This is a genomic window from Dehalococcoidales bacterium (assembly GCA_041652735.1).
Taxonomy (GTDB): Bacteria; Chloroflexota; Dehalococcoidia; order Dehalococcoidales; family RBG-16-60-22; genus RBG-13-51-18.
Genome location: JBAZGT010000025.1, coordinates 1 through 13,919, shown reverse-complemented (window position 1 = coordinate 13,919; position 13,919 = coordinate 1). Strand labels below are relative to the sequence as shown.

General features: G+C 56.8%; 13 protein-coding genes and 1 riboswitch. All 13 genes read left to right on the top strand.

What is annotated here, in order from left to right; genetic code table 11:
• The first annotated feature begins 5 nt into the window (after positions 1 to 5).
• Positions 6 to 1,073 (top strand): PilT/PilU family type 4a pilus ATPase, encoded by a 1,068-nt coding sequence (locus WC370_09065; protein ID MFA5309615.1) that lies wholly within the window; start codon positions 6 to 8, stop codon positions 1,071 to 1,073.
• Between the two features lie 98 nt (positions 1,074 to 1,171).
• A complete protein-coding gene (locus tag WC370_09060) occupies positions 1,172 to 3,130 on the top strand; it encodes a PAS domain S-box protein (GenBank protein ID MFA5309614.1) in 1,959 nt (652 codons plus the stop codon).
• 70 nt (positions 3,131 to 3,200) lie between these two features.
• Positions 3,201 to 3,899 carry a response regulator transcription factor gene (locus tag WC370_09055; GenBank protein MFA5309613.1) on the top strand — a complete coding sequence of 233 codons (699 nt, stop codon included), beginning with the start codon at positions 3,201 to 3,203 and terminating at the stop codon, positions 3,897 to 3,899.
• A gap of 212 nt (positions 3,900 to 4,111) precedes the next feature.
• Complete coding sequence (locus tag WC370_09050) at positions 4,112 to 4,654, top strand: hypothetical protein (GenBank protein MFA5309612.1); 543 nt, start codon at positions 4,112 to 4,114, stop codon at positions 4,652 to 4,654.
• Positions 4,655 to 4,750: 96 nt separating this feature from the next.
• Positions 4,751 to 4,996 (top strand): hypothetical protein, encoded by a 246-nt coding sequence (locus WC370_09045; GenBank protein MFA5309611.1) that lies wholly within the window; start codon positions 4,751 to 4,753, stop codon positions 4,994 to 4,996.
• Positions 4,997 to 5,010: 14 nt separating this feature from the next.
• Positions 5,011 to 5,427, top strand: coding sequence for a response regulator (locus WC370_09040; GenBank protein MFA5309610.1), 417 nt, complete (start codon positions 5,011 to 5,013; stop codon positions 5,425 to 5,427).
• Between the two features lie 114 nt (positions 5,428 to 5,541).
• Positions 5,542 to 5,691, top strand: a riboswitch (cobalamin riboswitch).
• 96 nt (positions 5,692 to 5,787) lie between these two features.
• Complete coding sequence (locus WC370_09035; GenBank protein ID MFA5309609.1) at positions 5,788 to 6,789, top strand: cobalamin-binding protein; 1,002 nt, start codon at positions 5,788 to 5,790, stop codon at positions 6,787 to 6,789.
• A gap of 393 nt (positions 6,790 to 7,182) precedes the next feature.
• A complete protein-coding gene (locus tag WC370_09030) occupies positions 7,183 to 8,256 on the top strand; it encodes an iron chelate uptake ABC transporter family permease subunit (protein MFA5309608.1) in 1,074 nt (357 codons plus the stop codon).
• A 676-nt stretch (positions 8,257 to 8,932) separates the two neighbouring features.
• Entirely contained in the window at positions 8,933 to 9,766 is an 834-nt protein-coding gene (locus WC370_09025; GenBank protein ID MFA5309607.1) for an ABC transporter ATP-binding protein, read from the top strand.
• A gap of 32 nt (positions 9,767 to 9,798) precedes the next feature.
• On the top strand, positions 9,799 to 10,515 hold the full coding sequence (locus WC370_09020; protein MFA5309606.1) for a hypothetical protein: 717 nt from the start codon (positions 9,799 to 9,801) through the stop codon (positions 10,513 to 10,515).
• 222 nt (positions 10,516 to 10,737) lie between these two features.
• Positions 10,738 to 11,796: a nicotinate-nucleotide--dimethylbenzimidazole phosphoribosyltransferase gene (cobT, locus tag WC370_09015; protein MFA5309605.1), complete on the top strand. Its 1,059-nt coding sequence runs from the start codon at positions 10,738 to 10,740 to the stop codon at positions 11,794 to 11,796.
• Positions 11,797 to 11,856: 60 nt separating this feature from the next.
• Positions 11,857 to 12,657 (top strand): adenosylcobinamide-GDP ribazoletransferase, encoded by an 801-nt coding sequence (gene cobS, locus WC370_09010; GenBank protein ID MFA5309604.1) that lies wholly within the window; start codon positions 11,857 to 11,859, stop codon positions 12,655 to 12,657.
• 520 nt (positions 12,658 to 13,177) lie between these two features.
• On the top strand, positions 13,178 to 13,723 hold the full coding sequence (cobU, locus tag WC370_09005; protein MFA5309603.1) for a bifunctional adenosylcobinamide kinase/adenosylcobinamide-phosphate guanylyltransferase: 546 nt from the start codon (positions 13,178 to 13,180) through the stop codon (positions 13,721 to 13,723).
• Positions 13,724 to 13,919 lie beyond the last annotated feature (196 nt).

Here is a 13,919-nt window from a genome sequence, read left to right as displayed (position 1 = left end):
CCCGGATGAATATTAACGACCTGCTGGGTATGTCCGTAGCGAGAGGCGCCTCTGACCTGCACCTGAAAACAGGCAGCCCTCCGGCGCTGCGCATTAACGGGGAACTCAACGTTCAGGATGATATGGGCATTATCACGCCGGAGGAGATGACGGCCATCTTTTTTGACATCACCACGGAAGCGGAACGGGAAGAATTCGCCCGGGAACTGGAGACGGACTTTGCCTACGAGGCCAAAGACATAGGGCGGTTCCGCATCAACATCTGCCGGCAAATCGGGACAATCGGGCTTTCCTGCCGTCCCATTCTGACGGACATGCCCACTATCGAAGGGCTGGGGCTGCCGGCCATATGCAAAGAGCTGGCTATGAAAAACAACGGGCTGGTGATTGTGACCGGGCCTACCGGCTGCGGCAAGTCCACCACTCTGGCCGCAATGATAAACCACCTCAACCAGACCGTCAAACGTAAAATCGTGGCCATCGGCGACCCGGTGGAATTCATTCACCGGGACAACAAATGCATTTTTACCCAGCGGGAAATCGGCAAGGACACACGGTCTTTCGCCAATGCTTTAAAGCACGCCATGCGCCAGAACCCGGACGTCATCCTGGTGGACGAGATGAGAGACCTGGAGACGATGTCCGCGGTGCTCACGGCGGCGGAAACCGGCCACCTGGTATTAACCACCCTCCACACACCGGGCACGCCGGAGTCAATCGACCGTTTTATAGACGTTTTCCCGCCCTACCAGCAGCAGCAAGTACGCGTACAATTGTCCCTGGTGCTGGAGGGCATACTTTACCAGTTGCTGCTGCCCCGCCGGGACGGGCCGGGGCGCGTGGCGGCCGTAGAAATCATGCTGGCCACCCCCCCCATCAGGAACCTCATCCGGGAGGGCAAGACTTTCCAGATGATGAACACGATACAAACCAGCAAGGAGCAAGGCATGCAGTCTCTGAACCACGCCCTGGCAGCGCTCTTTAACCGCGGCATGATAACGCGGGAGCAGGCGATGGCCAGAAGCATGGAACAGGAAGATTTAACGGGAATGCTGCATGGCCAAAAAGCATAGTACCGGTTACTTTTAGACACTTGACGCTGTAGCCGTAAATACCTGCTATATAGACACCAGGCCAGGTCACGGATTACATTTGCGTCACCATAAGGGAAATGAAAAAACTGCATAATAAATCTGTTCAAGCTGCTATAGGTCAGGTACCACGGAAAGCCCGCCCGGTCAAGCGTATTCCGGAGAAGACGGGCGACGGTCCGGAGAAGCCGCTTTGCGGGGACGTGCGGCTTACCCTGGAAAAACGCCTTAAGGAGCTCCGCTGTCTCTATGACATCACCCGCATCACCGGCATGCCGGATATAACACTCAAGGAACGACTGGCGGAGATTGTGAAAATCCTGCCGCTGGCACTGCAATACCCGGAAAGCGCTTTCGCCCGTATCCGCATCCACGGGGACGAGTTCAAAACCAGCCGCTACCGGGCAACCGCCCCTAAAATTTCTGCGGTCGTTACGGTACAAGGCGTTAAAGCTGGAGTGGTAGAGATAGGGTATACCAAACTACCCACCACCGACGGTCTGTTTTCCAAGGAAGAGATGCTCCTGCTCAATGCCGTGGCGGAGCGGCTGGGAAACATCACCGAGCACCGCCAGGCGGAAGACGCCTTGCAGGAATCCGAAGAAAAGTTCTCCAAAGCCTTCCTGTCCAGCCCGGCCATTATCGCCATCTCCACGCTGGAAGACGGCCGGCTGCTGGAAGTAAACGACAGTTTCGTGCACTTTACCGGCTACTCCCGTGAAGAAGCGCTCAAGCTTGACACGGTGGACAACCGCGGCTGGCTGGACGCCACAGGCAACAACTGGGTGCTGCACGACCTGGAGAAACGGGGCACCCTCCGCAATATTGAAATGGCCACGCGTACCAAGACCGGCACCATGCACTACGGCCTTATCTCCGCCGATATCATCAACATCGGCGGGAAACCCTGCGTCCTCTCCGTCATCATGGACATCACCGAGCAAAAGCAATCTCAGGAGCTGCTGCAATCCATCTCCCACAGCTCGCCCCTGGGCATTTATATCATGCAACATGAAAAAATCCGCTACGCCAACCCGCAGTTCCAGCACATCACCGGCTACAGCCAGTCGGAACTCTACGGCAGGAAGATGTTGAGCCTCGTCTTTGCCGGTGATACCGATGTAGTGCAATCGAGCGCCAGGTACAGCCTCAAGCACGGCAGTCCCTATCCCTGCGAGTTCCGTATTCTCCACAAGGCCGGCCAGGTAAAGTGGGTAATGCAGACCGTATCCCCCATACATTACGAAGGTAAACGGGCGATTCTGGGCAACCTGATGGACATCACCGAGCGCAAATACCTGGAGAGAAAGGTGTTTGAATACGAAGAAATCAACAAGATGAAAACCGCCCTGCTGGCTACCGTCTCGCATGAACTGCGCACGCCGCTGGCGGCGATAAAAGGCTACACCACCATGATACTGGACTATGCGGAACGGCTGGGAGCCGCGGAGACCAAGGGATGCCTGCGCTCCATAGACAACTCCACGGACAAGCTGGGAAAGCTGGTGGACAATTTACTGGATACCTCGCGGCTGGACGCCGGACTGCTGATGCTGGAAAAGACGCCGGTAAATATTACGGACCTCATTAAGGAAGCCATTAATGCGGCGGCGGCGCTGGAAGGGCATAACCGTATCGTCATAAAGACGGACAATCACCTGCCGGCGGTGAATATAGACGCCAGGCGTATCCGACAGGTGCTGGACAACCTTATCGATAACGCCGCCAAGTACTCAACGCCGCGGACGGAAATCCTGGTATCCGCCCAAAAAACCGGCGACGAGCTGCTTATCAGCGTGACCGACCAGGGCCAGGGCATATCCCCCGGTGAGCTGACCGTCATCTTCGACCGGATGTATAAAATAGAGCAGCGGCTGAACCCCGGCGCCAACGGCATCGGGCTGGGGCTATATATCTGCCAGCGGCTGGTGGAAGCCCACGGCGGCCGTATCTGGGCAGAAAGCACGCTGGGCAAGGGCAGCAAATTCCAGTTTACACTACCCCTCACCACCCCGGAGTTGAAAAAGACAAGGCTTTAGGTAATAATACGGACAATAACCTGGTGAGGCACGAAAAATAATCCTTTCCCCGGGAAAGGGAGGTGCTGAAATGCCAAAGAAGAAAGCAACGATTCTGGTGGTGGATGATGATATACGCATGCTGCGTATGATGAAGCGGATGCTGGAACTGGAGGATTTCCAGGTTATCACCGCCAGCGGCGGGGATATCGCGCTGAAAGTATTTGAAAAGGAGTCGCCGGCCCTGGTCTTACTGGACATCATGATGCCGGATATCGACGGCTACACGCTGTGCAAGCGCATCCGCGAGTTTTCACAGGTGCCGATCATCATGGTCACCGCCCGCGGCGACGATAAAGAGAAGGTGGAGGGGCTGAATATAGGGGCGGACGATTACGTGACCAAGCCCTTTTCCGCCAGCGAACTGGCCGCCAGGGTACGCGCCGTACTGCGGCGGGTGGATATACAGGAAAAGCCGCAGCAGGCTTCTTTTCACTATAAAGACCTGATAATAGATTTCGCCTCCAGGAGGGTGATGGTCAATGACCACGAACTGGAGCTGACCTCCACGGAATACAAAATGCTCTCCTATATCTCTCTAAACGCCGGCCGCGTGGTGACACCGGACCAGCTTTTAGTAAAGGTGTGGGGAGAAGAATACGTGGGCGCGGCACACCTGCTCCAGGTAAACATAGCCCGGCTGCGCAAGAAGCTGGGAGATAACGCCAAATGTCCGGACTATATCCTGACGCGTCCCGGCATCGGGTATATCATGACAAAATCATCCTGACCGGTTATCCAGACCCTTAAATAAATCAGTGAGGTCTTCCTGAAAACGGAAGACCTTTCTTTTTATCAACAAAAGTCACATTCAACATCCCAAATTATTTATAGCTGCCCGCCAATATATCCATTTGTGATAATTATGACTTTTTTGTGAAAGCTGGCAGTGTTTATGTGACATTATCGTAAGCGGCCCTGGATACACTTAAAAGACACGGAGTGAAGGGCAAGAACATGCGCAAGACCGCCACCTTTATTTTCATCCTGATTATTGCATTACTACTGGTACCGCGGCTGACCTCCGCGGCTTACGGCCAGGCCAACGATTATGAAGGCAACCGGACCGTCCTGATAACGGCCGCTGACCCCACCACAGCGCCGGCGGCGGTTTTTTACAGCAAAGCGATAGGCTCCGTAGCCCCCGGCGACCTTTATTACGCGGATGCCACCGCAAGCACAACGGATATCACCCTGAACCTTTATATCACCAACACGGATGAGCTTGTTCACTATTTAAGATACCTCACCCTGCGGGTGGCGATATATGTGGAGGATAATAACGGGCAACGGGCTGCTCCTCAAACCGGCAACGGGGAGATTACGGAAACATACCTCACCCTGCAAAACAGCCCGGCCGCTTTCACCCTGCCCGGCGGCGCGCGCTACAGGGTTGCGGTCGTCTCCGGCTGCTTCTATTGCCTCTCAGCCGGGAGCTCCGGCTACAATATCACGCCGCTTTTTTACCTCGAAACCGGCCATTAACGATATTGTGACTATTTTGTAACATACCGCGACCTGTTTATGACTATTTTGTTAGCCGGTTTATATATCTTAAAAGTAACAGGCAGGAGGAATATTATGGTCTTAGTATGGAAGGACATGAACTCTTTCCGGCACCACGCAGATAATATGAAGACGTTCCGCCAAACGCACCCGGATAACCCGCCGGCAGCAAGACTGCGGCTGCTCCAGGAAATACCGTTCCAGATGAATGATGTTCCCTCCTGCGGCACCGAGGTAATCGAAAGCTTTACCGACGCCCGGGGTAAGTTAATCCTCATCCCCATCTGGGAAATAAATACGGCGCGGGGCTCACAAAACTGAACCCGTTAAAAGGAATGATGAATATCAGCAGCACCACCACCAGAGTAAAAGAGCGCCGCCGTATCATGGTAGTGGATAAAGACCTTAATATGCTACGATTTCTCAACCACACCCTGGATATGGAAGGCTTCGATACCGTGTCAGTTAACGACAGTGAGGCGGCGGTACACGTATTGGGGCAACTGGAACCGGACATGGTCATCATGGACACGGTAAGGCCCGGTGAAAACGCCGCGCGCGCCCTCGACCGGATACGGAAACACTCCAATGTACCTATCGTCGTTCTTACGTCCGATAACGAAGTGACGGCGCTGAAAGAGGCGTTCGACCACGGCGCGGACGACTTCATCCACAAACCCTTCGGCACCAAGCTGTTTATCGCCCGCGTCAGGGCCAAGCTGAGGCGCTACCATCAGGAAATACAGTCGTAAATAACACCCGTCCCTCCCTACCCATCACTTACTATCCCTAATGATTTTCACCGGGGAATTTATCCCGTCCGGCGTCTTGATTTTTTCTTTTACATACGGTATATTAAAATAACAATCGAATAGGTCAACAGAGGTGCCCGAGCGTGAGCAAGGGACCAACTGGATAGCAAGTCGGTGAAAATCCGACGCGGCCGCGCCGCTGTAATTGGCACTTCCCGGGAAGTGTCATCAGCCAGAACGCCAACCTCTGTAACGCCTACACTCCGCGGGGAGTGGTAGGACTTTTTGTTGAGTCTTATATCACCCCCCGGCCGGTGCAGGCGAGGGGTGATTTTATTTTTAAGGAGTTAACAATCAGCCATGCTTAGAAAAGTCGGGTTAATACTACTTATAATCACCATATTCACCGTAACGATAGCCTCCTGCGGCAATACGGAGAAAACGACCGCCGCCGCCCCGACAACGACGGCGCCAGCGACCACACCGGCGCAGTTAACCACAACGCCGGCGACACCTGCGCCGAGCCCTACGCCCGAACCCATAACGATTACCGACGACTACGGACGGACGGTAACCATAGACGAATATCCGCAGCGGATAATATCACTTTCCCCGGCGCAGACGGAAATACTCTTCGCGCTGGGGCTGGGCGACCGCATCGTGGGGGTGTGCGATTATAGCGACTATCCGCCGGAAGCCACCACCAAACCGAACATCGGCGCCTACGATACGCCGAACATCGAGGCAATCATCGCCCAGGAGCCGGACCTGGTACTGGCCTCCGAGGAGCACGAGGCGGAAACACTGCAACTGGAAAGCTTAGGCATCACCGTGGTAGCCATCAATCCGCTAACCGTACAGGAAGTACTGGACTCCATTATCCTGATAGGGAAAATCACCGGGCAGGACCAGGAAGCCGCCAGCCTGGTGTCCGACATGCAACGGCGCATGGACGCCATCACCGCCAAGACCAGCCAGCTTACCGCCGAGCAGAAGCCGCGCGTTTTCTACATCATCTGGCACGACCCCATCTGGACAGTGGGCGCCGGCACCTTCCATGACGAGTTGATACAGATGGCGGGAGGGGTGAACATAGCGGGTGACCTGAGCGGGTACATAGACATCAGCCTGGAGGCGGTAATAGCCGCCAACCCGCAGGTCATCATCGCGGGGGTGGGGATGGGAACGGGCACAGACGAGACGTACCAGTTCGTGGCGACGGACGACCGGCTGGCCGATGTGGACGCCCGGGTCAACGGTAAGATATACAGCGCCAACATGGATATAGTGAGCCGGCCGGGGCCGCGGCTGGTGGACGCGCTGGAGGTGTTTTTCAGCCTGATACACCCGGAGATGCAGTAGGATTAGGGGGAATAAGGTGAAAGGCATAAGGTGGATTCCAGCCTGCGCTGGAATGACAAAGTGAAATAAGAGGTGACAGTATGGGATGAGGGTGGAAGGCTTTGATTTCACCCTCACCCCGTATCAAGTACGGGGCAGGATCTTGTCTCTCCCCTCAAGGGAGAGGAATGCTGGATTCCCGGGCAGGCCGGGAATGACGCGGGGGCTGGGTGGAAGGCATAAGATGGATTCCAGCCCCCGATTGTCATACGGGGCACGGCTACGCTGGACCCTTCGACAAGCTCAGGGTGAGCGGGGGGATACGGGGGAGATTGCTGTGTCGTCCCGATTCACAGAGGAGAAAGGGAGTTCATCGGGACTCCCCGCAATGACAAAGAGAATGACAGGAAGAAAATGGCAATAAGTACCGGCGAAATAAAAATACCGAAGTACCTACAGGGAAGGCGGATGCGGATATTCAGCCTGCTGGGGCTGTGCATCGCGCTGATACTAATCATCGGGATTGCGACGAGCATAGGCAGCGTGCCGATTCCCCTGGGGACGACTTTCAGCATACTGGCGGACAAGCTGCCTTTCGTGGATATAACCCCGACCTGGGCGGACACGACCGCCACCATCGTCCTGGACGTACGCCTGCCCCGTATCATCCTCGCGGGGCTGGTCGGCGCCGCCCTGGCGATAGCCGGAGCAACCTATCAAGGGCTGTTCCGCAACCCCCTGGCCGACCCCTACCTAATCGGGGTGGCGCAGGGGGCATCGCTGGGGGCGGTCGTCGGCTTCCTGCTCCCGGCCACCTGGAACATCACCAGCTACGGGCTGGTGCCGGTGCTGGCCTTCGCGGGGGCGATTACGGCCACGCTGATAGTTTACCTGCTGGCGCGGGTAGGCAACACTCTGCCGGTCACCACCCTGATACTCTCCGGGGTGGCACTGAGCGCCCTGCTGAGCTCCATCTCCTCCTACCTCATCATCTCCAGCGGCAGCAAAATGCACGGCATCATCTTCTGGCTGATGGGCAGCTTCAGCCTGAGCCGGTGGTCGGAGGTGGGCACGGTACTGCCCTACATCGCGGTAGGGGTAGCCATCATCCTGCTGTTTTCCCGGATGCTCAACGTGATGCAGCTCGACGAAGAGCAGGCGCAACAGCTGGGCGTGAACGTGGAGAGATACAAGCTCCTGCTGCTGGCGGCGGCCACCCTGATTACCGCCGCCAGCGTCTCCTTCGTGGGGACGATAGGGTTCGTGGGGATTATCATACCGCACGCGGTGCGGCTGGTGTGGGGGGCAGACCATAGATACCTGCTGCCGCTGGCGCTGCTGACGGGGGCGGTATTCATGATACTGGCGGACCTGCTTTCCCGCACGGTGCTGGCGCCGGCGGAAATACCCATAGGGGTGATTACGGCCATCTGCGGGGCGCCCTTCTTTTTGTACATCCTGCGGCGGCGCAAGAAGGCTTTATTTTAAGGGAAGGAATTGTATTTGTTTTTTTAAATTTTTTTTGGGTGGCTTACGTACAATTTGTAGCTAATCATTTGTTTTTTAGTTTATGTTAAATCAGCTTCAAAAACCGGGTAATTGTTTTTTAATTTATGTTAAATGGGAGTAAGGGGGAGTTTACAGTTAACAGTTTATAGTTTACAGTAAACAGTTAACAGTTTTTAGTATATAGGGGTTAGTGGAGAAAAGGAAGGGGATGGTGACGCGGAATAGTAAACTCTAAATACTAATATCTAAACTCTAAACGAGTGACAGGGGAAAAAGGCGAGGAGACCCTTCGACAAGCTCAGGGTGAGCGGGGGGATAAGGCGGGGACAGAAACGGGGCGGGGGAACGAACCTCTCCCTCTGTATCTCCCTCTCCGCTGGCAGAGAGGGAGAAGGGTAACAAGTAACAAGTAGCAAGTAGCAAGTAGCAAGTAACAAGTGTCAAGGAAGCGACAGGGGGAGAAAGGCGGGGAGACCCTTCGACAAGTCCCGATTCCTGCGTCATGTCCCGATTCCCTATGGTCATGCGGGACACCGGATGAGGTACGAATCGGTGCGGGATGGCGACAAAGTCGCTCACTCAGGGTGAGCGGGGGGATAAGGCGGTGACAGAAACGGGGAAGAGGAATGACGGGAATAAATAAAAGAGATACTAGATGATTGAACTGGAAATGCGCGGGGTGGCGCTGGGATACAGCAAGCACCCGGTATTGAGCGACATCACTTTCAAGGCGTCGCCGGGGGAGCTGGTGGGGCTTATCGGGCCGAACGGCTCGGGGAAGTCCACCATTATCCGGGCTTTGAGTCGATTGCTGCGGCCGACCGCCGGGGAAATCCTGGTGGGAGGGAAAGACATCACCGTGATACCGCGGCGGGAGCTGGCGTGCCTGGTGGGGGTCGTCCCGCAGCTACCGCTTTTACCCAGCAGCTTTACCGCCTTTGAAATCGTGCTGATGGGGCGTAACCCACACCTCAAAATGTTTCAGTCGGAAAGCCGCCAGGACTGGGAGCTGGTGCAGGAAGCCATGGAACGCACCGGCACCGGCGAGCTGGCCAACCGCTACATCAACGAGCTTTCCGGCGGCGAAATCCAGAGCCTGCTGATTGCCCGGGTACTGGTGCAGCAGACCAGCGCCATATTGCTCGACGAGCCCACCGCCAACCTGGATATCGGGCGGCAGGGGGAAGTGCTCGACCTGCTGAAAAACCTCTGCCGGGAGAAGTCGCTCACCGTGCTGGCCGCTTTGCACGACCTCAACCTGGCGGCGCAGTACTGCGACCGGCTCATATTAATACACCGGGGGCGCATCCACACGCAGGGGACGCCGGAGGAGGTCATCACGGACGCCAATATCAAGCAGGTGTACGGAGCGGAGAACTGCGTTTACCCCCACCCGGCCAACGGCCTGCCCGCCGTACTGCTGCGCGCCAACCGCAACAACGCGGCGCGCAACGGCGGGGTTTCAGGGCGGGGGGATAAACGTATATAATGACAGTAAAAAAGCGGCCGGGAGGGTTGGAAATGCCTGCCAAGAAACAGACCCTGAAAACAGATAACGAAGTGCAGCAAGTACTGGCGAAGCTGGAAGTGGACATAGCGGGCACGGCCCGCCTGGACGGAATGAAGGACAAAATATTGAAAGAAGCGGCGCTGGCTTTGCTGCCGACGGCAAAATCCATAGCCGTGGTGGGGATGGAAATATGGCCGGAGTTCCTCAACCTGACATCGCCGGAGATGACGGCCGGGGCCGCCAACCTGAACGATATTTTCCACCAGCACATGGACCACGTGCGGGGAAGGCTGGCCAAAGCCGTGTATGACATCGCCCGGGCATCGCGGGGGGCGGGGTTTAAAGCGCTGCCGCTGACCGGCAAGGGCCCGGCCACCGACCGGCGCACTTTACAGGGAGTAATATCCTACAAACACGCCGCCGAGGCCGCCGGGCTGGGGCGCATAGGGATGAGCAGCCTGCTGATAACGGAAAAATACGGGCCGCGGGTACGCCTGGCGCTATGCCTGACGGAAGCCGTCCTGGAGCCGGGCGCGCCCCTGAAAAACCACGTGTGCCGCTACTGCAATATCTGCGTGGGCAAGTGCCCCTCCAAGGCGCTGGGACGCCCCGCCAGCGGCGAGGCTTACCGGCTGAACAAGTACGCCTGCGGTACCTACACCGAGGCCGCCGGGGGCTGCTCCGAATGCATGAGGGTGTGCCCGATAGCTTCGACGAGGTACGGGTAGTAAATAGTTAACAGTTTATAGTTGATAGTTTACCCGCCCCCTTTTCCCCCACTGTTAACTGTCAACCGTGAACTGAAAACTCACAATCAAGGAGTCAGATGAACCTAATATGGATAATAAGAAGTTAACAGTTTACAGTTTTTAGTTGACAGTATTCCCACCCCCTTTTCCCCCACTGTTAACTGTCAACCGTGAACTGAAAACTCACAATCAAGGAGTTTAATGGATTTAATCACGAAAACCATAGAGAGTATAAGGTCGCTGGATGAAAAGGCGATGGCGGCCGCCCGGGAACGCCAGGAGCAATTGACCAAGCCCGCCGGCAGCCTGGGCCGGCTGGAAGAGCTTTCCATACGCATCGCGGGAATACAGAGGAAAGCGACGCCGCAGATTAAAGACAAAGCCATGATTACCATGGCGGGGGACCACGGGGTGGTGGACGAAAAGGTGGGCAACTGGCCGCGGGAAGTAACCGCGCAGATGGTGGAGAACTTTTTACACGGCGGGGCGGGGATTAACGTGCTGGCGCGACAGGCGGGAGCGCGCATCATCTTCGTGGACATGGGGGTGGCGTCCGACCTCAAACCGGATAAAAACCTCATCGTCAAGAAAGTGGGCTACGGCACGAAGAACATGTGCCTCGGCCCGGCCATGACGGAAGCGCAGGCAATCCAGGCCGTGACCGCCGGCATCGAAATAGTCGAAAGCGAAGCTAAAAAGGGGCTGGACATCGTGGGCACGGGGGACATGGGCATCGGCAACACCACGGCCAGCAGCGCCGTCTTCGCGGCCCTGACCGGCAAAACGGCGGCGGAGGTAACGGGGCGGGGCACCGGCCTTTCCGACGAGCAGCTGGCGCACAAGATAGACGCCATAAGGCGCGCCGTAGCGGCCAACAAGCCCGACCCATCCCGACCCCTTAAAGTGCTGGCGGCGGTGGGTGGATTTGAAATAGGGGGGCTGACAGGGGTGATACTGGGGGCGGCCGCCAACCGCGTGCCGGTAATTATCGACGGATTCATTTCCGGGGCGGCGGCGCTGATAGCGGTGAAGCTGGCGCCGCGGGTCAAGGACTACCTGATAGCGGCGCACGTGTCAGCGGAGGCCGGGCATGCGGCGATGCTCGACTACCTGGAACTGAGACCGCTGCTGAGCCTGGAGATGCGGCTGGGGGAGGGCACCGGCGCGGCGCTGGGCATGATGCTGGCCGAGGCGGGGGTGAGGACGCTCAACGAGATGGCGACCTTCGCGGAGGCGGGGGTATCAGAAGGAGAAGGATAACGAACCTCTCCCTCTGTATCTCCCTCTCCGCTGGCAGAGAGGGAGAAGGGTGATGAGTAGTTGGTAGTTGGTAATCAGGAGTCGGGAGGGAAAAATACGTACAGTTTTCTGGCGGCGCTACAGCTTTTAACCGGCATACCCGTACCCCTAAAGCGCGAGCTGAGCCCGGCGCAGCTGGGGCGGGCCACCGTTTTCTTTCCTTTGGTGGGGCTGATAATCGGGGGGATACTGGCGGGGCTGAACCGGGTATTCAACCTGTTTTTGCCGGCCAGCGCGGTCAACGCTTTGCTGATAGCGGCGCTGGTGATTTTAACCGGGGCGATACACCTGGACGGGCTGGCGGACACCTGCGACGGCATGGCGGGGCACAAGCCGGTGGAGGAGCGCTGGAGAATCATGCGGGACAGCCGGTCCGGGGCGTTCGGGGTGGTGGGGGTGGCGCTGGTATTGCTGGTAAAATACGTCCTGCTGAGCAATATCCCCGCGGAAAAGATGACGGCGGTACTGCTGTTCATGCCGGCGGCCAGCCGCTGGGCGATGGTCTACTCTATTTACGCGTTCCGGTACGCGCGGCCGGAGGGGCTGGGGTCGGCGTACAAAAGCGCTACCCGCTGGCCGCAATTCTTAGCAGCCACCATTTTCACGGCTGGTTTAGCCGCCGCCTTTTATCCCCTGTTCCAGGTGACCGGATTTCTCATTATGGCCGGGGTCTGGCTGACGGCGACGGGGCTGGCGTTTTATTTAAAGCGCAAGTTTGCCGGGCTGACGGGGGATAGCTACGGGGCGATTAACGAGGTGTCCGAGCTGGCGGCGCTGCTGGCGGCCATTATTATATTTACGAACGCGCCGGGGATGGGTTAGAGATTAGAGATTAGGGGAGAGGGTTGATTACGCTAGGCCCTTCGACAAGCTCAGGGTGAGCGGGGGGATAAGGCGGGGACAGAAACGGGGAGGGGTAACAGGTAACAAGTAGCAAGTAACAAGTGTCAAGGAAGTGACAAGGGGAAAAGGCAGTGAGATTGCTACGTCGTCCCGATTCACGGAGGAGAAAGGGAGAGGATTGAGTGGCAGTTTGTAATTTGTAGTTAGTAGTTGAGAGGATGGGATGCTGGATTCCCGCTTTCTCCTTCGACAGGCTCAGGATGAGCGGGAATGACGGGGCGAATAAAATGACCTCTCTCTCTGTGTCTCCCCGCCTGCGCTAAAGCTCCGGCGGACAGGCAAGGGACCTAACCCCTCTCCCTCTTATTTGTCCCCCTCTCCGCTGGCAGGGAGAGGGAAGGAATTACGAACCTCTCCCTCTGTGTCTCCCTCTCCGTTGACTGAGAGGGAGAAGAAAATTTGAAGGGAATAAGGGATTTATAAAAGTGGAGGCAGGGATTTGACCAGTATACTGCTTACCGGGGGGGCACGGAGCGGGAAGAGCCGGCTGGCGCAGGAAATGGCGCAGAAGGCGGGCGGCGAGGTATTGTTCGTGGCGACGGCCGAGGCCGGGGATGACGAAATGGAAAGGCGCATCAAGGCGCACCGGCAGTCCCGCCCTGAAGAGTGGCGAACGCTGGAAGTCACGGGGCATGTCGGTAAAAATATTACTAAAAATCTCGGCGGGGCCAAGACGGTAATCATCGACTGCGTTACCCTGCTGGTCAGCAACGTGTTCGGTCGCTTCGGGGAAGAGCCGGAGGCTGAAAAGGTGGAAAGAGCGGTGGCGGCGGAAATCGATGAGCTGTGCGACTGCATCAGCAGCACGGACGCGGACTTCATCATCGTCACTAACGAGGTGGGGCTGGGCATTATACCGGGGGACAGGGTGAGCCGTTTATACCGGGACCTGCTGGGCCGGGCCAACCAGATGCTGGCGGGGCGGGTGGACGAGGTATATTTGATGGTGTCCGGGATACCGGTTACGGTGAAGGGGCGGGGATAATAGATAAAAACCCCCTTTAAGAAAGGGGGAGACGGGAAAAGGGGAAGGGGTGACGAACCTCTCCCTCTGTGTGCAAACTGGGACATAGGTTACACTTTAGACCGGGGACATAGGTAACACTTTTCCTTTGGTTTCATCTAGTAAACCAAGCTTTAAGAAACTGAACCAGACTTCCCAGACTGTGTCTGTAATTTGC